This is a genomic window from Candidatus Methylomirabilota bacterium (assembly GCA_027293415.1).
Taxonomy (GTDB): Bacteria; Methylomirabilota; Methylomirabilia; order Methylomirabilales; family CSP1-5; genus CSP1-5.
In genome coordinates, this window is the sequence record JAPUFX010000010.1 from 1 (window position 1) to 21,266 (window position 21,266).

Sequence of the window (21,266 nt, forward strand, 5' to 3'; positions counted from 1 at the left end):
GGTGGCCTACTCAGATAAGCCTGTTCCTATTGAGCCGGGACTTTCGATGGATGTTGCGCCTATTGCCATCATGGTATCAAAACTCGCCCTACACGAACTCATTGCGGGCAAGCAATCGGCTTTCCAGAAGCTTGATGAGGATTTTGATGCAAACGTGTACATCTGGGTTAACAGACCAGAGCCAAATACTGAATATGCCTTATGGCCGCCATTAAGCAAAAGTTTCGACGAAAAAACTATCCTGCGCTGGTACGGAATTTATCTTGAGAAAGATCCCGGCTGTCCTACGTGCGGTGACTTTGAAAAAGCCATCAGAGAAGAATATGGAATAGAGCCAGGGACTGGATCACTTCTCACTCGACCAGAACCATCAGGATCATAAGGAATACACCAGCTATGGAACTCAGCTCGTATTTCCACGGCCTATTAAGCAACATCGAACCCACCAGTGCCGCTGTGAAACAGGCGCAGAAGGCGCATCAGGACTTAAGGGCTTTGCTTGAGAAAGATGAGGAAATTAAGGAAGCAGATCCCGACACTTACTTGTCCGGATCCTATGCCAGAGATACCGCCCTAGACAGCATCAAGGATGTTGATGTGATTCTACTGATTGATCTGGATCATAGGGCGATGGAACCAAGTGTGGTCATCGCATGGATTCAGTCATCGCTACAGAAGTACTACTCGAAAGTTATAGTACAGGGCCGTTCGGTTCAGGCAACCACTCAGACTGGTTTCGAATTGGATGTCGTCCCAAGTGTTCCACTTTCTCGTCGAAATGGTCCAGTCTGGATACCGGATCGCAATGCACACGCTTGGGTGGCGACGCATCCCAAAGGCCAGTTAGCATTCAGTGTACAGAAAAATGACGCCACTAATGGCTACTATAAGCCCTTAGTGAAAATCATGAAACATTGGAGAGACAGGCTGCCGACGGAAGCGGCGCGCGCTAAATCCTACGTCGTAGAAAGTCTTGTAGCTGAAAGTTTAATGTCAACTCCAGTGTCTTATGGTCAAGCCGTAGTAGACATTCTGCACTCCATCTATACCCCCTATGCCCCCTATTTGACCGTCGGTTCAGTTCCAAGAATTCCTGATCCTGGCTATCCCTCTGTCAACGTAGCCAAGCGGTGGAAATTTAACGAATTCTCCGCTTTCTTAGAAGAGGTGCAGTCTGCATCGAAAACGGCTGCCACTGCATTGCAAGAAGAAGAGGATGGTAAAAGTGTAAGACTGTGGCAAAAACTCTTTGGTCAGGACTTTAAACCCAAGGAGTAGACAATGTCTCCACCGATTTATTTTCTGAGCTACAGCAGACAAAACCTCAACGATATTAAGACAATTGCCAGAACGCTAATGATTCATGGCATCGAAGTGTGGCAGGACATCTCTAACCTGGGCACTGGACTAGCGGAGAGCAAGATTCGCGAAGCCATCAGTGTCGGCTCAGACGGATTGCTTTTATTCATAACACCTCAGAGTCTGAAATCAGACTTCATACGGTCGGTGGAACTGCCAGAGGCGGAGAAAAAATACAAAAATGACTCGAATTTTCAAATTGTCCCGGTTTTTGGGGTGCCGATCGATGACGCGTCTGCAGCTCTCAAGGGGTGTCTTACAATTCCAATATCAAACTTCAATGGTGCAAAAATAGGTGGACAGGGCGAACGTCAAGATGTGTTGACTGCGGCGCAGAGGGCTGCAGAGATAATCTTAGAGGGTCTGAGAATTCAACAGATTGACCCATTGTGTATTGGGCTGTCGTCAAAGCAGAAAACCCCTGCGGATGTAGCGCTACACTTGGATTTCACCAGCTATTTCGAGAATGGGCTCCCACCGGATGAAGTGTGGACGGAGCAATTCGTCAGTGCACTGGCCAGGGTCAAGGGTGCATTAGTCAGAAGGAACAGACTGTCTTTAAGACTTTACGCATTCTGCCATTTATCACTCGGATGCCTTTTTGGCTACATCTTTCGGAAAACGACGGGCTACAAATTAGAACTTGAACAGATCACGAATGGTAAACCCACAATCTGGGCGACAGACGCGAAGCGTGAAGCAAATCCATTGCGTGTGGTCGAACTTCCCGGTGTACTAGAGTCGAGAGATTTGTGCGTGAAGATTAATCTCATGTCTGCGGACGACACGTCTGTGGCAAGACACGCCGAGAAGAACAATATGTCTTATCGTGCTGTACTAGAGCTGTCTCCAGCGCATTATCCGTGCACAATCACTGGCAGCGAAGCTATTGCCATTGCGACAGACCTGGCGGACAAGGTCAAAGAGTGTCATGCCCGTTATGACACCAACACGGTTCATCTATTCGCGGCGATTCCTTTGGGGCTGTCCGTCCTGATCGGCTACAACCTGAATGCGTGCGGTACCATTCAATGTTATGAATTTGACAACGCGCGGAGAGAGTATTTTCCTTCCTGCACGTTGATTTAGCCCCACCTTCTGGGCTGGCGCGCCTCGGTAATCTGGGGCAGACCACGATTGTCGATGGTAAGACGCAAAGAAAGCGTAGTTCGTCCCTTTCGGGGGTAGCGCTCCCTGACCCCATTTCTCGTTAACGTGCGCGGTCAGCGGCCGGGGGGCGAGGATCGCGAGCATCGGGCCCGCTGAAGTGACTCGTTAGACGGTTCGGCGGCAACACTACCCTCCCGGCGTCACGATGGCCACACGCAATCCGCGGACGAGCCGTGGGTTTCGGCGATTCCTGAGACCAAGTGATTCGCGGTACCTGCGATACCACAGTGCGAACTCCTGCGCAGGAACGCCATGAGACGGCAATACGTCACGGATGCGCCGCATTTCGTAGTCAGGATTGATGGTCGCGTGACCAGGCCAACACCGAACTATCTTGCTCTGCGTGCCTCCGAAGACTGCGAGTGTCAGCATTTGGTCAACGTCGAGAATGGCAAGCCTGACCCCCTGTCCTCTCGGGACATTTTTGGCTACCTTACTCAACCCCTAACGTCCGTTAAACGGAATTAAATCCAGGCATCAACTTGTGAACCAACGAGTGAGTGCTTTAATTTCCCCCTCAGACAATGGTATCTCTGGTTTTAATCCCGAATAGAACTCAGTCCCAATCAATTTCCACGTGTCAGAAACAATTACAGCTGACAACTTCGCAAAGTTGGGATCAGCGAAGCATTCCTTGATGCCCCACCTTGATGTCACCTTGTCAGCACCGAGGCTGTTCCGTCCTATGAAAAGAATCGAAGGATCACCTCTCGAAAGTGCAAGTTGGCGGCCGTCTGCAACCTTCTTCTTTATCTTATCAGTCACCTGCCTCACAAACGGCTCGACATCAACAGCGCGGACCCCCGGCCCAGGGGAAAGTATTTCTTGTGACGTAAAGGTCACCTCCACAAGGATCGGACGACCGTTTAATTTGATCTCCCCATCCACCGTACTTTGCTCTGTACCAACTGGAACCTCAATATCAGTGAGGACTCCCTCTTTAGCAAAGAAGCCCAGCACCGATAGTTCAAAGACATGGTTCCGGAAGTCTGGCTTGAAACGGTTATCATGTAATTCTTTGAGTTTCTTTGAGACCTCGTCCTCCTTGAACGAAATTTTGGCATAGCTGGCGAGTCTTTCATCCAGTATCGGCAAGAAAGTTCTGAGAGGATCCAATCCTACCATGGCAATCGCGAATTTTCGGTCCTCGTCGAGTTCCTTCTCCCGTCCTTGCTCTATAAGTTGCTGAGCTTCCTCAAACCAAGGAATCCCTCGGAGAGGATGGTCTAACTCAAAAAACATGAGTGCAGAATCACTCTGAAAGGGATGGCTGAGATCGGCCCTGTCAATTTCCTGACTGATTTTTTGGTACCAGTCATTGTCGAAGATACTAGTCAAAAAACCTGTCCTAGACAGCGCGTCATATACGAACTCCAAGCGGCAATGAAGATCTTTCCTGTATTCCTTTGGCATCCTTGGGCCTTATCGAGTCATGGAGCCGGAGTAATTCCGTAACTTCTCCTGCTCACGAAAAGAAAAAACACCGGAGGCTTGTTGCCCACCCGGTGCCCCAATCCTGCTGGGCCATATAGCCACAAGTTCGCTAGTAATCTATAGTTTCTTCCGCCCCTTGTCAACCATTCGACGAGCTCATGGCAGGCCGCTCGGCAGCCCTTCGACACCCATTCGACAGGCTCAGGGCATGGCTCAGGGTAAAGCTCACGGCAAGGCTCAAGCCAAGTCACTGTTTGGGGACTTGACCCTCGCAGGCCGATGGGGGAAACTGAGGCTCGTCATGCATTCTAACAGCATTACATCTCGAGGGACCGTTACCCCTCCTCGACAGTCTCGTCGTCGTCCTCGATGGAGCCGCCCTCTTCCTTGAAGAGCTTCTCAAGGGCGTCAGTGACGAAGGATTCGTAGTCTTCTTCCTCAAAGAAGGACTTATCCCCCCGGCGCTGCCGTTCCGCCTCTTCCTCCCGGGAGGCCGCTTCGACCGTCTCTTCGATGCCGAGGACAATCGCCCAGGCTGGTTGAGACTCGAGTGATTGGGGCACGTAGGTGCGCCACGCCCGCTGCCAGATCTCTTTATAGGGCCCTCGCTCCTCGAACTCGGTGATCCACGCGGTCTCTTTCACCTCTCCGGTTTTTAGTGCCCCTTCGAGATCTGCCCAGATCTCCTCCACGAGGTGCCTCAGATACGCCTCGTGCACGGCGTCCATGAATTCCTTACCCTTGCGCCGCCCCTTTTTCTTTTTCCCCTTCTTTCGTCCTTCCTCGGTCATCACGTTCCTCACGGCGTGCTGGGACCCGCGTCCCTGACGCTCATCACTACCGCCACCGACCGTTGACCAATCATTGGCCATGCTGGGTCTGGGCGGCGTAGTGCGCGTCGATGTGAAGGGGGTTTGTGGTCAGGGTGAGACAGAAAAACCACATATCGTCCGCCTCGGTGATCGTCCGCCCCGGAAAGTGCTTGTAGGTCCGCCCCTTCTCGAGATCCTCGAAATACGGTCCGCTCATCCTGATTCCCCCTGACTCGTCTCTGCTTGGAAATCGCTTGAACTCGGATCTGAGAAGCTAGCGGCTGATGTGGACGGCGACCCTCCTTGCGGGCGGAGCGGTTGCTGGCGCTCGTCGAGGCATGTCCTGACAGCCGTCGTGAACCTCCCGGCCCCCAAGGCCTGTTCACTTACTCCCTGACGGTTCAATTTCCGAGCCTGCGGATAATCTTTTACGGGTTCACGAACCCGAACGCAGAAAGCGTTTGTCGGAGTGTAAAAGCCAGACAGCCGTGAACCCGTTGTTATCCGTCGAGTGCTCATTTGCGCCAGTTCAACGCAACACTTTTCTCCTTGTTCACCTCGAAAAGGTCCTTTCCCCTCGACATGATCAGTCTGTCACCTGTCCATGTAATAAAAACCAACTCGCAAGCATCTTCGAACTCGGTCAACTTTATTTTCGTCCATTTGTTAGTACCTCGCAGCTTGAACTCGTGAGGCTTTGTAACGAACAGGCGCGCCGCACTCTTGATAAGGTGGTCATAGAAGCGGTATGGGCTTTGGCACACAAGTCCTTTCAGTGAGGGATGGATGAATTTATACTGAATATCCCATTGCTGGTAAGGTGACAGGTCCACTCTGCAATCCGGAAGGCATAACAGCCATACAAAGTACCTAGGGATCCTTTTCCCAGACGTATAGTAGTTGCCAAGAGTCCCATAGTAATACCAGAGTTTGTTGCTATTGTCTTTCATGCCTTTGTATTCAAAGAACTGATACAATTGGGATCCACCGAGAGATTCGAGTTCTAAAAAGGATACCGGAGCGTTATCTTTCTTGACAAATCCGAAATCGACTATCTGCCGATTTCCGCATTCGTACTCCCTCAGAAACGGGTTCGATACTTTTTTGAGCCTCAAATTTGACGTCCTCGCCAGGCAGCGGGCAACAGGCCTGAAAGCTGGTTCGAGCGATCCACCTTTAAGGTATTGTGGGAGGATGATCCGACCATTTCTCAACCGCCCTGCATACGCCTCCATGCACTCTTTCAACATCGCGAAGAACTCCTCGATCTCGATCATTGTGGCCTTCTTTCGGTACGACTGATCAATGATTGCCATCGCTTCTTGACCTCATGCACGCTGAGGAGTCGGTTGCATTCCTGCCAAGGCTTCGGAAGAGAATGCCTGTAGGTTTTGGCTTCTCGTTGCAAAATTGGATACAGGGGCAGAATAGGATAGACGCCACCCCTGAGATTGCTCCCCTGAGCAGCAGCACGTACGAAAGGGACGACCTGCCGGACGGCCGGAAGGAGATAGCGAGGATGTGCCGGCACACGGAACAGCACCCAACGGTCCATGGAACCACATTTGTTGACCGCGGCGGCTAGGGCCAGAAAGTATGCCCGTGGGTTGACCAGCGACAGCACTTGCGAGAAGCCCATGCCCTCAACTCGCCGAACCGCCTTGACCAGTGCTTCCGTGAGCGCCTCCAACTTCGTCCAGTGACCAGCAGGGGTAGGTCGAAACCATCGCCAGGAAGGCGGCCCCCAATCTTCCCCCTCGGGATTCCGGGCGCGGCTCATTTCCGTCTCCAATACAATTGCACCCCTGGAATCCGCTGGTTGGGTTTCCAGCGTTGAGCTATCCACTGCAGCGAATGCTACCCAGCCCTCCCCGCGCAAATCCCGAAGGTTTGCGTCGGCCTCCCTCCATGTGTTCCATTCCCGCCGAGTGTGAACCTCTGCCCGAAAATAGTTGCCCAGACAGGCGGCGGCATTACAAGGGAGGATCAGCAACACCTTTGCTTTTCGAAGATCACGCAGTTGAATCCAAGAATGCTTCACCAGAGCAACTCCTCTGACATTGGAGTATAACGTGGGGGCGTTGCCGAACTCGTGAGCGAGTTGGCCGGAGGCCGGAGCCGGCAAATGCCATATTATGTGGCGCGCTTAGCTTGACTCTTCGAGTTCAGTGATCCGCCGCCGTCGGTAGCTCATGTAGGAAGCCCGGCCCACATCATTCACAAACACGGCGTTAAATGACGCACCGACTAGTCCACCAATCACCGGCACAATTTGCAGGGCTTTCCGCTTCGTAAGTTGGATACCCAAGCTCTTTGCAAACTGCCGCATCGCCGCGAGCACTGAAAGGCGACTGATCTCCTTGCAGGCAACAGCCTCGTTCATTTTCTTCCAGGTAACCTTCAGCAAGATTTGCTCGATCTGCTTGAGTCCCACAAGGAATTCCATTTTTGCCTTGATGTCTCCTGTCGATCCTGTACGCAGGATATGCATGACGTACTCTTGTTCTGCCTCCTTCGTTACGTCATAGCCGTAGCAGAGACCCATCTGCTGGATGAGACGCAGAGAGATTGTGAACAACAGGGGGATATCCGCGACAAGACCCGGCAGACCGGCTGCCCCCGTGGCACCGCCTTCCGCTGCCGCGTATCCAACGTGCCAACCCCAGTAGTGCTTGGCTCCTGCGTCTGCAGCCTTCAGTTCGTCGCGATACTCTCCGAGGAGGGTTTCAACCTTCTGACGGGTCTCCCCCTCGTTGATGATTAGTTGTGTGGCAGAGCCTACCCCGGACAGAAATCCTTGAATCGCTTTGGCGACGGCTTCCTGTAACCCTTCCGGGATTGACAACTCGGCTGCCTTCTGGGCAGGCCACAGGATGAAGTCGCCAACCTGCGAAACGAATCCCGGACCTTGGGACTCCCAACGCTCGATTTCGAGCTTTGCTTGCCTGATATACTCGTCGTCCATCCGCGCCTCCTCTCAGCGAAACTTTTGTCTGAGCCGCCTCTCACAGTGAAGCCTCAGTGCCTCGTGCCTCTTCGCAGCCATTGAGTTCCCTTTAGCCAGCCCCCTCTGATCAACTGGGGGGGTCTTTGAAACCTTTTTCCCAGAGGATCATACCTATGCATGAAGTTTGATATGGGAGATCCATGTTCAAATAACCTGGTCCCGCCTCAGGTCAGCGATATCTCCGTCGCTCAGCCCAAGCCATCCCCTCAGGACCTCCTCGGTGTGTTGCCCCAGGAGGGGTGGAGGCAGGACTGCATCTTTCCGATCGCCGCCCATCTTCACCGGGTTCCCGAGGGCCGGCAGAGGGGTGCCTGTCGCCGGATGGGTCAGGTGCAGGAGCATCTGTCGGGCCTCGACCTGGGGAAGGGCGAGAACCTGGTCGATGGTGTGGACCGGAGCGGCCGGGATCCGGCGCTCCTCAAAGATAGCCATCCATTCTGCGGCGGTGCGGCGCTGAAAAACCTCTTCCAGGATCGGGATGAGCAGCTCCCGATGCTTGACCCGGTTGTTATTGGTCGCGAAGCGATCCTCCTGGGCGAGATCTGGCCTCTCGATGGCCTCGCAAAACACGGGCCAGAGGTAATCCACCCCCCAGAGGGCGACGACCAGATAGCCTTCCCGGGTCTCAAAGGCCTGGTAAGGAACCACGTTAGGATGGGCAGACCCCACGGGCTCGGGTATCTCACCCGAGGCGAGATAATACTGGGCGTGATAATGCAAAAGGCTCACCTGGACGTCGAACATGCTTACGTCGATCTGTTCTCCCTGCCCGGTTCTCTCGCGCCGGTAGAGTGCTGCCGCGACCCCGAAAGCCCCAGCCATTCCTGCAGCCAAATCTCCGACGGGGACCCCCATCTTCACCGGGGGTCGCCCGGGCTCGCCGGTAATGCTCATGGGGCCGGCCATGGCCTGGACGGTGAGGTCAAAGGCGGGAGCATCCGTGAGCGGTCCCCAGGCGCCGTAGCCCGAGACGGAGCAGGCGATGATCCGAGGATTGACGGCCTTGAGGCTTTCGTAGCCGAGGCCGAGGCGATCCATGGTTCCGGGGCGGAAATTGTCGATGACGACATCTGCTTTTTCGACGAGGCGCAGGAAAAGGGACTGTCCCCTTTCCGTCTTGAGGTTCAGGGCCACACTTTTTTTTCCGACATTTCCAGCAACGAAAACAGCACTCAGACCATCGTGGTAATAGAGCGTGGTTTGGCGGGCCTGGTCCCCCTCGAGCGGCTCCTCGATCTTGATGACTTCGGCACCGAGGAATGCGAGCAACATCGTCCCGTACGGCCCGGAAATGATCCGGGTCAAATCCAGAACCTTCACCCCGCTCAAAGCTGTCATGCCACTTCCGCTAAAGCCTGCGGTTGACGATCCATCTGTTTTGATCCCCCTCTGAAGCGGGGTACTCTCGAAGAACAAGAAGCCGTTCCACTACGAGTCGGATGTTGTCCTCCAGGAGGCCCCAGAAAACTATCTCGGCGACCGGGGACGCTTCAAGTGGGTCTCCAGTGCCGCGATGAATTCTCTGGCGGCATCTAGAGTGACCTTCGCCTCCTTCGCGGGAAAGGGATCGGCAGCATAGTCGCCGCGATTTCGCAGTTCAAAGGCGCGGTATAGCGCCTGGTGAAGCTTCCGCGGTACATGGCCCCCCTTCACCAGGTGTTGCGAAAAGGCGGAGATGACCTGGGAATGTTTCGAGAATGCCAGCCCTTTGGCCAGCAGGGCGGCCTCGGCTAGGTAGAACATGGCGTAGTAGGCCCGGGACGCGCTGAAGTCGTAGTCTCTACTTTTGTAAAGCTGCTCGGCAGCCGCAAGACTCCTTCGGCCTTTCTCCATTAGTTTCTTGACATCTCCGGTCATGCGACCTTGACCCCTTCCCGTTTCACATTCAGCAAGAAGGGGGAGCCTCCGGTTTCGTACTCTTGCTGTCGGATGGGAAGAGCAGAGAGGACCACGTCGTGTCCGGCGCTGAAGGAGACCTCGTAGGCAATGTCCTGGATGCGATGGAACTCCTGCCAGAAGTCTTTGTAATCCCTTAGGATCACCAAGACGTCAACATCGGAACTCTCATCAGCATCCTTCCGGGCGCGCGAGCCGTAAAGCAGAACCCTCTTGAGCGTGTCCCCGTATGCCTGCCGAAGCTGCTGGATCAAGCTTCGCAGGACCCGCTCCCACGGTTGAGCCCCCTCGCTCTTGAGGGGGCGGCCCTGCTCTTCCATCCATTGATCAATCCGCTCTCTTTTGAACCGCCACTGTCCGCCCACTTTCGAGGCGGGAATCTTCCCTTGCTGAGCCCACTGGTAGATCAGATCCCGGCTCAGCCGAAGATACGTCGCTACCTCTTTGACCGTCATCCAGCTTGTATTCATATTCATTCTTGGACCAAACTTTCGGAAAATTTCATAAAGTTTCGCAGAATTTCATAATAACGTCAAGGGAAATGTCACCCGGGACGAGGGGGGATTAGGGCGGATTGCGGGGTTCCACAACGTGCTCGACAGCCAGAAGGAAAGAGGCTATCATCGGCCCGCCCAGCGATGGGAGCGGGGCATTCCTCCATCACGAATTGAGAAACTCTGTTGGAATGCTGTTATCGGGAGCGGTACCTTGAGCGGCCGCATCATTTTGTTGGTGGTAGTCGGGATCTTCACCTGGGGTACGCCTGGCTTGGCTGCGCAGCAGGGGGATCCTGAGCAGGGGAAGGAGCGTTACGTCGAATACTGTCTCCAGTGCCACGGGGGCCGCGGGGAAGGCTGGGGATGGAGTAATAAAATTCCACCACCCCCCGTCCCCGTTCCGGACCTTTCAGATCCCGAGCTCATGAAGGAGCTGTCGGATCAATATCTGTTTGACATTATCAAAGGGGGCGGAGAGGTGGTCGGAAAGACCCGCTTGATGCCCCCTGCGGGACGCGTGATGAGCGATGAAGAAATTTGGGATGTCGTGGCCTACCTGCGATCCTTAACTCGAAGCGTCCAGGGGCCAAATAACAAATAAAAAAATATGAAGAGACGATGAAGTCTGCCAGCACAGGGGGAACGATGATGAGACAGCAGTGGTGGTCGTGGGGGGTTCTTCTCTGTGGACTTGGCGTCGGGGGATTGATCTCGGGCCTAGGGTCCTCCTATGCCCATGAGGGACGCGAGGCGGCCGGACGGTTTCCCCACTCGGTGACGCTCGGCGACTTCAATGGCGACGGACGACTGGACATGGCCATCGCCGCTTCGGCGGAACGGAAGATTACCGTCCTCCTGGGAGATGGCAAGGGTGGGGTGGCTTCGAATCATTCGTACGCGGTCGGGCGAGGTCCTATCTGGGTGACGGCCGGGGACCTGAACGGCGATGGCCACTTGGACTTGGTCTCAACCAACAGCGGTGCAGGGACCGTGACCTTATATTTTAATGACGGCACAGGCCGCTTCACAAAGCGGCAGGATCTTGAGGCGTTCAAGGCGCCGGTGGCGGCGGTGGTCGGGGATTTTGATCGAGATGGCAAGATGGATTTGTCGGTGGCCGATACGTTGCTCTCGCGTGTCCTCATCTTCCGGGGAGATGGGACAGGGCAGTTGAAACCGACAGAGCAATATCCCTCCGGTCGTCGGCCCCATATCATGGCCGAGGCCGATCTCAACAAGGACGGACTCACTGACCTCCTGGTGACAAGCCTGGGGCAGCATACCATCTCAGTCCTCCTCGGGAAGGGAGATGGAACGTTCCATGGCCCCAAGGCTATCAAGGTCGGTCGGTTTCCTCACTATATGGCCATCGCCGACTTCACGGGAGACAGTCATCCGGATGTGGCGGTTGTCTGTGCAGGGGAAGATGCGGTCTATCTGTTAGCCGGTAATGGAAAGGGCGATCTGCGTAAGGTCGCCGAGTTCCCAGCTGGTGCCAATCCCCATCCTATCGTGACCGCGGACTTTGACGGGGACGGGCTTTTGGATTTGGTGGTCGGAAACCGCAGCACCAGGGACCTCACCATCCTCAAGGGGGATGGGACGGGTGCCTTCACACGCCTGCCGGGCGTGAAGCTCCCCGATGACCCGATCGTGCTTGCCACGGGGGATTTCGACAGGGACGGAAAGCCTGATCTCGTGCTGATCTTTGCCTCTCTGAACGTGGCGAGCATCTATCGTGGAGATGGCAAAGGAGGATTTATACCGCCTGCGAAAGCCGAAAGACGTAACGATTAGGGGCGTGAGGTTTACTCGGCGAGAGCCGAGGGATCTTGAGGGAGGGACTCCAGAAAGGCAGAGGGAATTCCATAGATATCCGGCTTCTCCTGAAGCTTGGCATAGACGAGATCCTCTTCTGACTTTCCGAGTAGCACCGTACCGAGAGATTTTCCGTCCGTCTTGGTGAGGGTGAAGGTTGCAACCGGCTTATCGAGACCGTAGGGGGATAGGTCGGTAGGCCCTTTCGCAACCACTTTCTGCCACTTGAGATTCTTGATTTCGTTCAGGAGGTCGATGACCGCCGAATATTTCGCTTTGACTTGTTTAGGCTTCTTGAGTTCCCACTGCTCCTTCCGCTTCTCCAGGAGGATCTCCTGACCATTCCGTGAGAGCTCCATCTTTCCCACATCCCAGGTCTCGAAGCTCAGCAACTGCCGGAGACGGAAATCGAACGGCCCTTTATCGAGCTGTTCGTAGAGCCGAGCCTCGACGAGGGTGACTGCCTGACTGTCGCCTACCCGGACGTAGGCGCCCTCGTCGTTGCTCGCCCTGGCCAGGGTCAGGGTGGACAGGGGCTTCCCCTGAGGATCCAAGAGACGCACCGTGACCGGTGGAGCGTCAAGTCCGTACGGTTTCAGGGTCTTGGCGTCGTCGTCCACAAACTCCTTGACCCGGGTCGTGGTGAGATCCCAGAGCAGATCGTTGACCATCCGCTGATCCGCTGATGCCTCCTCAGGTTCCTTCATGCTCCAGGTGCCCCCGGCCTTTGAGAGAACTGTCCGCCCTTTGGGAGTTACGAGTTCGATCGTATCAACCTTTTCCCGGTCGACCGCCAGGAGGGTCCGGTCCCTGAGGTCTGCCACCTGTTTCGGAATCTCTTTCAGAAACGTCTCCTTGAGCACGAGGACTTGCTCTTCCCGGGAGCGCCGGGCGTAGACTCCCCCTTCTTTTTTCTGTCCTCCTTCTTTCTTCTTTACTCCAAGGAAGAGGGTAGCCTCGGTCCCCCCGTCAAGGGCCAGCCGGATCTCCCCTCGAGGCGGATCCAAGCCCACCATCTTTAGAGAGGCCGGCTTGTCCGGAAAGGTCTGAATCTGGTCTTGAGTGAGCGAGCGGAGGAGGTCCGAGACCTTGCCGGAGTCTGCGGCAACCTGGATCGGTTCCGTGATCCGCCACTTCCCCTTCTCGTGCCGCTCAAGGCGGACACGAAGGGAATCCGTGCGAAGGCTCACGGCCTGTACCGCCTCTTGCGCAAAGGAGAGGAGGACCTTGCTTCGGAAGGCAAAAGCGTCTTTCTCCAAGGAGGTCTTGACCGTGTGTGGGGCGAGGAGGATTTTTTCCTCTCCCTTTCGCCGAGCGTACACCGAGAAGCCGGCTGGCGTGGTGTTCCCAACCTCCAGGATGAAAGGCGTCTCTTTCTCTTTGAGGTGAACGGTGAAGATAATGGGAGGGTTCTGTAATCCAAAATCGGCGAGACTGTCGCCACTGGCGTCCAGGGTCCGCTCGGTTTTCGCGCGGATCACGTTTCCCAGCAGGGCGATAATTTCTTTTTCGTCCGCCCGGTCCTCCACAGGCTCGCTCATCCGCCACCCGTTTTCGCCCCGCTCCAGGGTGATGACCTTTTCCCCGCGGCGGATGCTGAACGAAGAGACCTCTTCTTCCTGAAAAGAGACCAGCTTCGTCTTTGCCTCTTTCTCAACTTCCTTCAGTTCCAGGAAGTAGTAGCCGAGGCTCAGCAGTGCAAGGACGCCGAAGAGGACCAGGGTGGTGCGAAACCTCATGAAGAGCGTCTCCGGCGTACGGCGACGGCGACCCCGATTCCGATGATGGCCAGCGGGGGGAAGAATACAGTCCCCCAAAGGGCGAGCCGAGCCTGACTTGCGGTGAGGACCAGTGGGGTGAACTTGGCCTGCCGCGGGCGGATCGCGATCAGCTCCTCCTCTTCGGCGAGCCAGCTCAGCGAATTGAGGAAGAGATCCCGATTCCCGGACAGGTTCAAATAGGTATTCTTAATGAAGGCGGAGGTCCCGTAGGCCACGATCCCCCCCTTCTTTGCGTTCACAGTTGACGGTTCACCGTTCACAGCCTTTTCTTCTGTGGGGACTTTGGACGTTGGCCCTTGAACGTTGGATGTCACTTCGATCGTAGCTACCGCCCCGACTGGCACCGGCCCCTTTCGGTCCTTCTCTTGGTCAAAGGAGACCTCTCCGCGGTCGAAGGCTGCCTTATCGGTTTCGGCCCAGCTGTCCGAGCTGGTCTGGCCCAGGACCTGGACCGACGCCCCTGGTGTCTCGACCGCGTCCACTGTCTGTGCGAGCGGGAAGAAGGAGGCCAAGTTGAAATTCTTGGTGATCGGGTGTTGCTCATATTGGGTCACCACCGGGAGGAGGTAATCCCCCCCAAAGGCCCGACTCAATCGGTCCACGATCACATTCTGCCCCAAGTGGAGTCCGTATTTCTTCAGGAGATCGGTGAGTCCGGGTTGGGTAAAAGGGTCGACGAGCACGAGAAGCTTTCCTCCCCGCTTGACGTAGGCCTCGAGCGCCTGGAGTTCCGACGGCAAAAGGTCCGTCTGCGGACCGGGGATAATGACCACCGCCGCATCCTTGGGGACTTCCTTCTCCCGAAGGAGCAGGAGAGGCTTGATCTCGTAGTCGAGTTCCGTCAAAGCCTGCTTCACCTGGGAGAGGCCCTCCCGCTCGGTGCTCTCCAGATCCGCCTCTCCGTGGCCAGTGAGGAAATACATGATCCGCCTTTCCTGCCGGAGGAGCTTGACCAGGGCGTTGGTCAGCTTCTCCTCCTCCGCTCCCTGGACCTTTTGTTCTTTTCCGCCACCCTCGAGGACCACGGTCCTGTACGTGGTGATCCCGTAGCGCCGGGCCAAGCCGGGGCGTCGGTCCGGGTCCACGAACTCGTAGCGGAACTTGGCAGAAAAGTGGTCGTACTGGTCCAAGAGGTCCTGGGCGGCTGCCTTGCCCGGTTCGTCGGTCCGGTAGAAGGCGACGGCGTTCACCTCTTCCTTCAACGATTTCAACAGCTTAATGGACTGATCAGATAGGCTGTGCCGCCTCCCTTCTGTCAGATCAACCCGGATGTTATGTCGGATGGCGAGTGCCTCCACCACCACGACAATGGCGAGGAACAGGAACAACGCCATGACAGTGTTCAGCCCGTACCTGGTTCGCCGGTGACTGAGGCGTTCACGCAACGAGCGAAAAAATCCGCCCATGTGTTATCCCTTCCAGCGTCGAACCTCAAGAGATTTGAGGGTCGCGAAGAGGAAAAAGCCGGTCAGACCCAAGTAGTAGAGCATATCCTTGGTCTCGAGGACCCCTCGGGTGAAGCTTGAAAGGTGCTCCGGGAGAGAGAGGTGTCTGAACAAGAGAGCCCAGTCCCCTTCTGCCAGGGTAGCAGCCCAACCGATGATCCAGAAGAGAAGGAGCGCGCCAAAAGCCAGCGCCGCCGCCACGATCTGGTTCTCGGTCAGGGAGGAGAAGAGAAGCCCGAGCGAGATAAAGGTCATGCCCAACAAGAGCAGTCCGAGGTATCCGGTGAGGATGGGATACACCTCGGGCTCGCTCCAGAGAGCCAAAAGCAACGGATAGATGCCCGTCGCGAAGAGGAGGAGCGCGACGAGAGCCGTGGCAGCCAGAAACTTTCCCAGGAGGACCTCCCCGTCCCGCAGGGGATAGGTGAGCAGGAGTTCTAACGTTCCCTGCTTCCGCTCCTCGGCGAACAGACGCATGGTCAGCAGGGGCATCATGAAGAGGAGAATCACGCTCATGTTGGCGAAGAGCGGCCGCAGGATTCCGTCGGTGACGTTGAGACCAGTGGCGAATGCCGGATTCATCGAGGCTTGCATGCTGATCAGACTGAAATAGAGCAAAAGGGAATAGAAGAAATACCCTGAGATGATGAGAAAGATGATAAAGACGACGAACGCCACAGGGGAGGCGAAGTACAAGCGCATCTCCTTCTTGAAGACGGCCAGGGTTCCCATTACGTCCTCCGAAAACCGACAGCCGATGACCGACAACAGACGACCGAATTAATACAGTTATCCATCAAGAGTCACCGGTGATCGGTCAACGGTCATCGAATCTTGCTCTTCGGTCACCAGGCGAATGAAGACATCTTCGAGACTCATGTCAACCGGTCGAAGCTCTAGCAGTCCCCAGCCGCTGCTACAGACTACGTGGGCCAGTTCCCGTCGGAGGTCGCAGTCCTTCTCCGTTTCGACCATGTACCGGCCAAGGACACCACCCCCATCCTTCATCTCGACCCGGAGGATCCCTGCCATTTCCCGCAGCCTACCGGTGACCTGATCCGGGGGTCCCTCGACCTGCAAGAGGACCTGGGTAGATCGCTGGAGGCGGCGGGTCAGGTTCTCGGGGGTGTCCACCGCCACGATCCGGCCCTCGTTGATGATGATCACCCGCTGGCAGACGACGCTGACCTCGGGCAAAATGTGTGTTGACAGAAGGACGGTCCGCTCCCCTTGCATCTGACGGATGAGATTCCGGATTTCAATAATCTGCTTGGGGTCGAGACCTATCGTCGGTTCGTCCAGAATGAGGACGGGCGGATCGCCGAGGAGGGCCTGGGCGAGCCCCACCCGTTGCCGATACCCTTTGGACAGGGTGTTGATAATTCGTCCTTGGACTTTGTGAAGCAGGCAGCGCTCGATCACCTCCCCCACCTTCTGTCGTCGCTGCATACGGGGAACTGCTTTGGCCTCGGCGACAAAGTTTAGATACTGGGTGACGGTGAGGTCGGTGTAAAGGGGGACGTGCTCGGGAAGATAGCCGATCCGCCGACGGACCTCAACAGAGTCCGCGTGGATATCGTATCCGGCCACCTTCGCACTCCCCGACGTGGGCGGCATGAAGCAGGAGAGAACGCGCATGGTGGTGGTCTTCCCGGCACCGTTGGGGCCGAGAAAGCCCACGACCTCCCCCTGCTCCACGCTAAAGGTGAGGTTATCGACGGCGGCCTTATTCCCGTAAACTTTAGTGAGCCCCTGGACCTCTATCATAACTATTCAGGATATTTAGTATACCCCTGTCCTAGCAGAGGTCAACCCCTCGGATAAAAAAGGTGTGATGGCCAGAAACGAGGGGGCGAGGCACGGACCTGGGCAGCTCGGGGAAGCGGCCTTCGTCAGCGGAAAATTCCACGAGTAAGTTCTAGGAAAGTTGGCATTACGCGCGGGAATTTGTGGTGACGCAACAGGACGGCCACCCCCGCCTGCGCTTCGCTCCGGCGGCGGGGCCCGGCCGGACGCAAGACAGTTTCCGCTTTCCTCAGGCCTTGCTCCCCTCGCCGCCAGCCCGCGGCTCGATGACCGATCACCGACGACCGACCACCGAAAAGAATCCTGTTCCCGTACGGTCATCGGATAACGGTCATTCGGAAGACGGTTACGGAGTGCCGTTAGCCCCTGAGCGAAATTGCCGGGAGCAACGGGGTCCCCACCGCGAGACCGCGGGGGAGGGAAGCTGAAACTGACCGGAGGGAATTTCGGAGGGCTCCCGACCCGCGGGCCGCGGAAGGGTCGCTGGGGAAGGCCTGAAGCGAAGGGGCGAGGCACACAGCTGGGCAGCTCGGGGAAGCGGCCGCCCACGCTTCGATGACCGACTACCGTTAACCGATGACCGTCTTTGTCGGGCCGCATGTCGTCGCTTACCGGTTTTGCGGTCATCGGTCATCGGTCATCGGTGATCGAGTTATTCGGATTGGAGCTCGAGACCCACGAGCAGAGCCTGGACATTGGCGAGGGTGTCAAGGGTGAGGCACCGTTCAATCAGCAGATGTCGAAACGTCTCGGGGATGATGCGGCTGGTGAGGGTGTGGAACTTTTCGATGAGCTCATCCCGGCTCATGGGGTTGTTGGGGTCTCCTTTGGGGTAGTCGACTCTGGTCTCGTGTCGCTTTCCGGAAACCGTCTCGACGGTCACAATCGCCGGCCACCTGTCGGGATAGGCCTTGTCGAGTTCCGCATCTCGTTCGAGGTCCACGGCAGACATGAGCTGCCGAACGCTCCGATTCCGGATCCCCTCCTCGTGAAAGTCGTCCAGCCCGACGCGGCCCTGCAGCAAAGCGGTGGCGATGCAATAAGGAATACTGAACTTCGCCGCATAAGGACTGGTCGGTTCCACCTTTTCTAAAAGATCGAGGGCAGCGGAATAAAGGCGGACGTGGATCTTTTTGATCTCGGCCGGATTGAGGTGGTGCGCTGACTTCAGAGCCAGGACGGCGTCGATGGTCGAATGAATGTGATAGCAGGCGGAGTGGGTTTTGAAGGAGTTCTCGAGGATCCGGAGCGGATGATCTGAAAGCCCGTCGGTCAGCCGGTCAAGATTCGGGGCGGCGGAAGTGGCCCGGGCCAGTCCTTTCTCTCCCTCGAAAATCCTCGTCGCCCCGGTGAATCCCTGTTGGGCGAGGAGGGCGGCGAGGAGGCCGTCGGCCGCGGCCATGGCAGGGTGGAGTTGTTTGGACATTGCCCCCTCAACCAAAAATTCCCAGAGCCCGGCGGACTGAGTCCCAGCGGTCCCCAAGGCCGACACCATCTGCTCTGGCGTCAAACGAAGGAGCTTGCCTACGGCGGTCGCGGCCCCGAAAACCCCGCAGGTTGCGGTGGTGTGCCAGAACTCGTAATGGCTCGGCCCTAGCGCTTCACCGGCCCGGATGGCGACCTCATATCCGACCACGATCGCCGTCAAAAGATCCGCGCCCGACCTCCCATCGCGTTCGGCCACGGCAAGCCCCGCGGGGATGACGGCCGCAGCCGGATGGAGCACCGAGGGTTTGTGAAGGTCGTCCATCTCCATCACGTGTGAGGAGGCAGCATTGACCAGTGCGGCAAGGTGGCATGAGGTCTTTGATGCATTTGGAATCATTGTGGCCTGAGATTTTCCCCCGAGCTCTGAGGCTACCTGGACAAAAATTCGGATGGGTCGGGTGGTCGATCCCGCGATGGCAGATCCCAGCCAATCGAGGACGCACAGCTTGGCCATCTCAATGACGTCCCGTCGCAGCTTATCGATGGAGATTTCGTCAATAAAGCGAGCCAGTCGTTCGGAAATCGTCAATGCCTTGGTCTCCTCACTCATCGATGACCGCGGCCCGACGACCGATGACAGACGACCGAAAAAGCCTGTTGGTCCCATACGGTCATCGGTCGTCGGTCATCGGATTACGGATCAGAGCAGTCTCGCGTATAACCACACCGGGGGCAGATGAGCTTGCAGTGGATGTCCTGCATCGCGGCCCCGCAGATGTCACAGTCGTACACTTCGGATTGGACCGGCATTTCAATACGCCCCCGACTTTGTTGGTAGTTGCAAACCACATTAACCCATAATTGCTGAGAACCGCAAGCTTTCTCCTGGACCGACTACCGATGACCGACGACCTGGACATTTCCAATTTCGAAATTCGAATTTCGAATTTGTCTTACGTGTAAACTGTAAACCGTGAACCATGTACCACGAACCCTGAACTCTGAACCGGCCGGCCTTCGCCTGGCCGATCGCGTGTGTTATGATCGCGCGACAGGGAGGTTTCAGTGGCAAAGAATACGAGGAGGCCCTGCATCGGCATCACCATGGGCGATCCGGCGGGGATCGGGCCCGAGATTATTCTGAAAACCCTCTCCCGTGAGGTGATCTATCGGCAGGCCATCCCGGTCGTCCTTGGCGATGGTGCCATTCTGGGTCGAGCCAAAGGGTATGTGGGCGCCGCGGTGCGCATCCGGCGAATCGAGTCGCCGGTGAAGGCAACTGGGCGCTTCGGAGAGGTGGAGGTCCTGGATCTTAGGAACGTTGACCCCGAAATGTGCATCCCGGGCATCCTCTCCGCCGAAGCCGGACGTGCGGCGGTGGAGTATGTCTGGAGGGCCATCGATCTCGCACAGGCCGGTGAACTGGATGCGGTGGTGACAGCGCCCCTCAACAAGGAGGCGATGCACCTCGCCGGGTTCCCATTTGCCGGTCATACCGAGATCCTTGCCAAGCGGACGGAAACCCGGAATTATGCCCTGATGCTGGTCGCGGGGAGATTTCGCGTTCTTCATGTCTCTACCCATGTTCCCCTCCGCGACGCGTGTGATCGGGTCGAGAAAGAGCGTGTGCTGCAAGTCATCCGCCTGGCGCATGGAATAGGAGGCGTGTGGCGTCTTGAGAAGCCACGGATCGCGGTGGCCGGTCTCAACCCCCATGCAGGGGAGCAAGGACTCTTTGGCCGGGAAGAGCAGGAAGAGATCGCTCCGGCGGTGGCAGCGGCCCGAGCCGAGGGGATCGATGCCTTAGGCCCCATCCCTCCCGATACCCTCTTTTACCGGGCGTCCCGAGGCGAGTTCGATTTTGTCGTCGCCATGTATCACGATCAGGGACATATCCCGGTTAAACTCTCGGGTTTCGATCGAGGGGTCAATGTGACCGTGGGCCTGCCGATTATCCGAACCTCGGTGGATCATGGGACTGCCTTTGACATTGCCGGCAAGGGGACGGCCAGCCCCCGAAGTCTCCTCGAGGCGCTCCGGTTAGCAATCCGGATGTCCAAACATAGAGGATCTCGTCGGTGAGAGTGCTACGTGGAATCACGCTCTCGATTCCGATCCTGCTCCTTTTCTGGTCGGGATCGGCGCAACCTGCCTCGTTTACGATCCGCAAGGTGGTGGCCGCAGGGGACAAGGCACCTCAGGGAGGGACCTTTGTCCAGTTCGATCCCGTGGCGAACACCGGGGCAATCCTGTTCGATGCCCTGGTAAAGAAGGGCGAGCCCTTTCACGGGATCTACGTGGCCCGTGGCTCTTCCCTCTCCAGGGTCGTTGCCATAGGCGACCCTTCTCCTCTGGGGGGGACCTTCATCGAACTAAGCTCCACGGCCCTGAATCGCCGGGGGAAGGTGGCCTTCGTTGGATCGGCCCTGGGCGGAGTTCCTCAGGCGATCTATTTCACGGGAGGGACCAAGCTGAAAAAGGTGGTGGCGGTGAATGATCCTGCCCCGGGCGGAGGTGTCCTGCGAGAGATCAGTCACATGGCGCTCAATAATGCCGATGTCATCGCTTTTGCGGCACGGGTGGAGCACGGGGGAGTGCCGAGAGCCCTCTTCCTCACCTCGGCGGGTGTCCACGAAAAGGTGGTGGGGGCCGGTGATCCGACGTCGGTTGGCGGTCGATTCACCGAGTTCATGAATCTCGCGATCAACAGTCAGGGGGAGATGGCCTTTGAAGGGAGAGTCCATGGAGGCAGTGCGACTTCGGGAATCTTTGTCGGCTCAAAGTCGGGCGTTCGGAAGGTGGCGGTCGTGGGA

The 21,266-nt window shown here is 56.7% G+C and carries 21 protein-coding genes; 7 read left to right on the forward strand and 14 right to left on the reverse strand.

Features of this window, described 5'->3' with window-relative positions:
* The 3 genes from O6929_00725 to O6929_00735 form a co-directional block, all read left to right on the forward strand.
* A partial coding sequence (locus O6929_00725; GenBank protein MCZ6478918.1) for a hypothetical protein occupies positions 1-382 on the forward strand: 382 nt, incomplete at its 5' end.
* A 14-nt stretch (positions 383-396) separates the two neighbouring features.
* Positions 397-1,278, forward strand: a complete 882-nt coding sequence (locus O6929_00730) for a hypothetical protein (GenBank protein MCZ6478919.1) — start codon at positions 397-399, stop codon at positions 1,276-1,278.
* 3 nt (positions 1,279-1,281) lie between these two features.
* Positions 1,282-2,448: an SAVED domain-containing protein gene (locus tag O6929_00735; protein MCZ6478920.1), complete on the forward strand. Its 1,167-nt coding sequence runs from the start codon at positions 1,282-1,284 to the stop codon at positions 2,446-2,448.
* A 558-nt stretch (positions 2,449-3,006) separates the two neighbouring features.
* On the opposite strand, the gene O6929_00740 is transcribed toward O6929_00735, so the two are convergent.
* From O6929_00740 to O6929_00780, 9 genes are all read right to left on the reverse strand, one after another.
* Positions 3,007-3,942, reverse strand: a complete 936-nt coding sequence (locus O6929_00740) for a hypothetical protein (GenBank protein MCZ6478921.1) — start codon at positions 3,940-3,942, stop codon at positions 3,007-3,009.
* A 356-nt stretch (positions 3,943-4,298) separates the two neighbouring features.
* The gene (locus O6929_00745) at positions 4,299-4,754 is read right to left on the reverse strand and encodes a hypothetical protein (GenBank protein ID MCZ6478922.1); all 456 of its coding nucleotides are present in this window, start codon (positions 4,752-4,754) and stop codon (positions 4,299-4,301) included.
* A gap of 70 nt (positions 4,755-4,824) precedes the next feature.
* Positions 4,825-4,992, reverse strand: coding sequence for a MaoC/PaaZ C-terminal domain-containing protein (locus O6929_00750; GenBank protein ID MCZ6478923.1), 168 nt, complete (start codon positions 4,990-4,992; stop codon positions 4,825-4,827).
* Between the two features lie 298 nt (positions 4,993-5,290).
* Complete coding sequence (locus O6929_00755; GenBank protein ID MCZ6478924.1) at positions 5,291-6,052, reverse strand: hypothetical protein; 762 nt, start codon at positions 6,050-6,052, stop codon at positions 5,291-5,293.
* On the reverse strand, positions 6,049-6,816 hold the full coding sequence (locus O6929_00760) for a hypothetical protein (GenBank protein ID MCZ6478925.1): 768 nt from the start codon (positions 6,814-6,816) through the stop codon (positions 6,049-6,051). Before O6929_00760 ends, O6929_00755 begins: the two co-directional genes overlap by 4 nt.
* A gap of 105 nt (positions 6,817-6,921) precedes the next feature.
* Positions 6,922-7,740, reverse strand: a complete 819-nt coding sequence (locus O6929_00765; GenBank protein ID MCZ6478926.1) for an EcsC family protein — start codon at positions 7,738-7,740, stop codon at positions 6,922-6,924.
* A 186-nt stretch (positions 7,741-7,926) separates the two neighbouring features.
* Positions 7,927-9,120, reverse strand: a complete 1,194-nt coding sequence (locus O6929_00770; protein ID MCZ6478927.1) for a CaiB/BaiF CoA-transferase family protein — start codon at positions 9,118-9,120, stop codon at positions 7,927-7,929.
* 129 nt (positions 9,121-9,249) lie between these two features.
* Complete coding sequence (locus O6929_00775) at positions 9,250-9,639, reverse strand: HEPN domain-containing protein (protein MCZ6478928.1); 390 nt, start codon at positions 9,637-9,639, stop codon at positions 9,250-9,252.
* Complete coding sequence (locus tag O6929_00780; protein ID MCZ6478929.1) at positions 9,636-10,133, reverse strand: helix-turn-helix domain-containing protein; 498 nt, start codon at positions 10,131-10,133, stop codon at positions 9,636-9,638. Before O6929_00780 ends, O6929_00775 begins: the two co-directional genes overlap by 4 nt.
* Positions 10,134-10,386: 253 nt before the next feature.
* Between O6929_00780 and O6929_00785 the strand changes: the two genes are divergently transcribed.
* The gene (locus O6929_00785; protein MCZ6478930.1) at positions 10,387-10,776 is read left to right on the forward strand and encodes a cytochrome c; all 390 of its coding nucleotides are present in this window, start codon (positions 10,387-10,389) and stop codon (positions 10,774-10,776) included.
* A 44-nt stretch (positions 10,777-10,820) separates the two neighbouring features.
* Positions 10,821-11,972, forward strand: a complete 1,152-nt coding sequence (locus O6929_00790; GenBank protein ID MCZ6478931.1) for a VCBS repeat-containing protein — start codon at positions 10,821-10,823, stop codon at positions 11,970-11,972.
* Positions 11,973-11,983: 11 nt separating this feature from the next.
* Here the strand turns inward: O6929_00790 and O6929_00795 are convergent, their stop codons facing one another.
* The 5 genes from O6929_00795 to O6929_00815 form a co-directional block, all read right to left on the reverse strand.
* Positions 11,984-13,732 carry a DUF4340 domain-containing protein gene (locus O6929_00795; protein ID MCZ6478932.1) on the reverse strand — a complete coding sequence of 583 codons (1,749 nt, stop codon included), beginning with the start codon at positions 13,730-13,732 and terminating at the stop codon, positions 11,984-11,986.
* A complete protein-coding gene (locus tag O6929_00800; GenBank protein ID MCZ6478933.1) occupies positions 13,729-15,180 on the reverse strand; it encodes a Gldg family protein in 1,452 nt (483 codons plus the stop codon). Before O6929_00800 ends, O6929_00795 begins: the two co-directional genes overlap by 4 nt.
* A gap of 3 nt (positions 15,181-15,183) precedes the next feature.
* Entirely contained in the window at positions 15,184-15,951 is a 768-nt protein-coding gene (locus tag O6929_00805; protein ID MCZ6478934.1) for an ABC transporter permease subunit, read from the reverse strand.
* A gap of 57 nt (positions 15,952-16,008) precedes the next feature.
* Positions 16,009-16,986 carry an ATP-binding cassette domain-containing protein gene (locus O6929_00810; GenBank protein ID MCZ6478935.1) on the reverse strand — a complete coding sequence of 326 codons (978 nt, stop codon included), beginning with the start codon at positions 16,984-16,986 and terminating at the stop codon, positions 16,009-16,011.
* Positions 16,987-17,677: 691 nt separating this feature from the next.
* Positions 17,678-19,063 carry an MmgE/PrpD family protein gene (locus tag O6929_00815; protein ID MCZ6478936.1) on the reverse strand — a complete coding sequence of 462 codons (1,386 nt, stop codon included), beginning with the start codon at positions 19,061-19,063 and terminating at the stop codon, positions 17,678-17,680.
* Positions 19,064-19,557: 494 nt separating this feature from the next.
* On the opposite strand from O6929_00815, the gene pdxA reads away from it, so the two are divergent.
* Together pdxA and O6929_00825 are read left to right on the forward strand one after the other, a co-directional pair.
* Positions 19,558-20,535 (forward strand): 4-hydroxythreonine-4-phosphate dehydrogenase PdxA, encoded by a 978-nt coding sequence (gene pdxA / locus O6929_00820; GenBank protein ID MCZ6478937.1) that lies wholly within the window; start codon positions 19,558-19,560, stop codon positions 20,533-20,535.
* The coding region (locus O6929_00825; GenBank protein ID MCZ6478938.1) for a hypothetical protein at positions 20,532-21,266 on the forward strand (735 nt) is incomplete at its 3' end. The genes pdxA and O6929_00825, both read left to right, overlap by 4 nt.

Coding starts and splice junctions, on each gene's coding strand:
- O6929_00730 (MCZ6478919.1), top strand. CDS start 397: ATGGAACTCAGCTCGTATTTCCACGGCCTATTAAGCAACATCGAACCC.
- O6929_00735 (MCZ6478920.1), top strand. CDS start 1,282: ATGTCTCCACCGATTTATTTTCTGAGCTACAGCAGACAAAACCTCAAC.
- O6929_00740 (MCZ6478921.1), bottom strand. CDS start 3,942: ATGCCAAAGGAATACAGGAAAGATCTTCATTGCCGCTTGGAGTTCGTA.
- O6929_00745 (MCZ6478922.1), bottom strand. CDS start 4,754: ATGACCGAGGAAGGACGAAAGAAGGGGAAAAAGAAAAAGGGGCGGCGC.
- O6929_00750 (MCZ6478923.1), bottom strand. CDS start 4,992: ATGAGCGGACCGTATTTCGAGGATCTCGAGAAGGGGCGGACCTACAAG.
- O6929_00755 (MCZ6478924.1), bottom strand. CDS start 6,052: ATGATCGAGATCGAGGAGTTCTTCGCGATGTTGAAAGAGTGCATGGAG.
- O6929_00765 (MCZ6478926.1), bottom strand. CDS start 7,740: ATGGACGACGAGTATATCAGGCAAGCAAAGCTCGAAATCGAGCGTTGG.
- O6929_00770 (MCZ6478927.1), bottom strand. CDS start 9,120: ATGACAGCTTTGAGCGGGGTGAAGGTTCTGGATTTGACCCGGATCATT.
- O6929_00775 (MCZ6478928.1), bottom strand. CDS start 9,639: ATGACCGGAGATGTCAAGAAACTAATGGAGAAAGGCCGAAGGAGTCTT.
- O6929_00780 (MCZ6478929.1), bottom strand. CDS start 10,133: ATGACGGTCAAAGAGGTAGCGACGTATCTTCGGCTGAGCCGGGATCTG.
- O6929_00790 (MCZ6478931.1), top strand. CDS start 10,821: ATGATGAGACAGCAGTGGTGGTCGTGGGGGGTTCTTCTCTGTGGACTT.
- O6929_00795 (MCZ6478932.1), bottom strand. CDS start 13,732: ATGAGGTTTCGCACCACCCTGGTCCTCTTCGGCGTCCTTGCACTGCTG.
- O6929_00800 (MCZ6478933.1), bottom strand. CDS start 15,180: ATGGGCGGATTTTTTCGCTCGTTGCGTGAACGCCTCAGTCACCGGCGA.
- O6929_00805 (MCZ6478934.1), bottom strand. CDS start 15,951: ATGGGAACCCTGGCCGTCTTCAAGAAGGAGATGCGCTTGTACTTCGCC.
- O6929_00810 (MCZ6478935.1), bottom strand. CDS start 16,986: ATGATAGAGGTCCAGGGGCTCACTAAAGTTTACGGGAATAAGGCCGCC.
- O6929_00815 (MCZ6478936.1), bottom strand. CDS start 19,063: ATGAGTGAGGAGACCAAGGCATTGACGATTTCCGAACGACTGGCTCGC.
- pdxA (MCZ6478937.1), top strand. CDS start 19,558: ATGGGCGATCCGGCGGGGATCGGGCCCGAGATTATTCTGAAAACCCTC.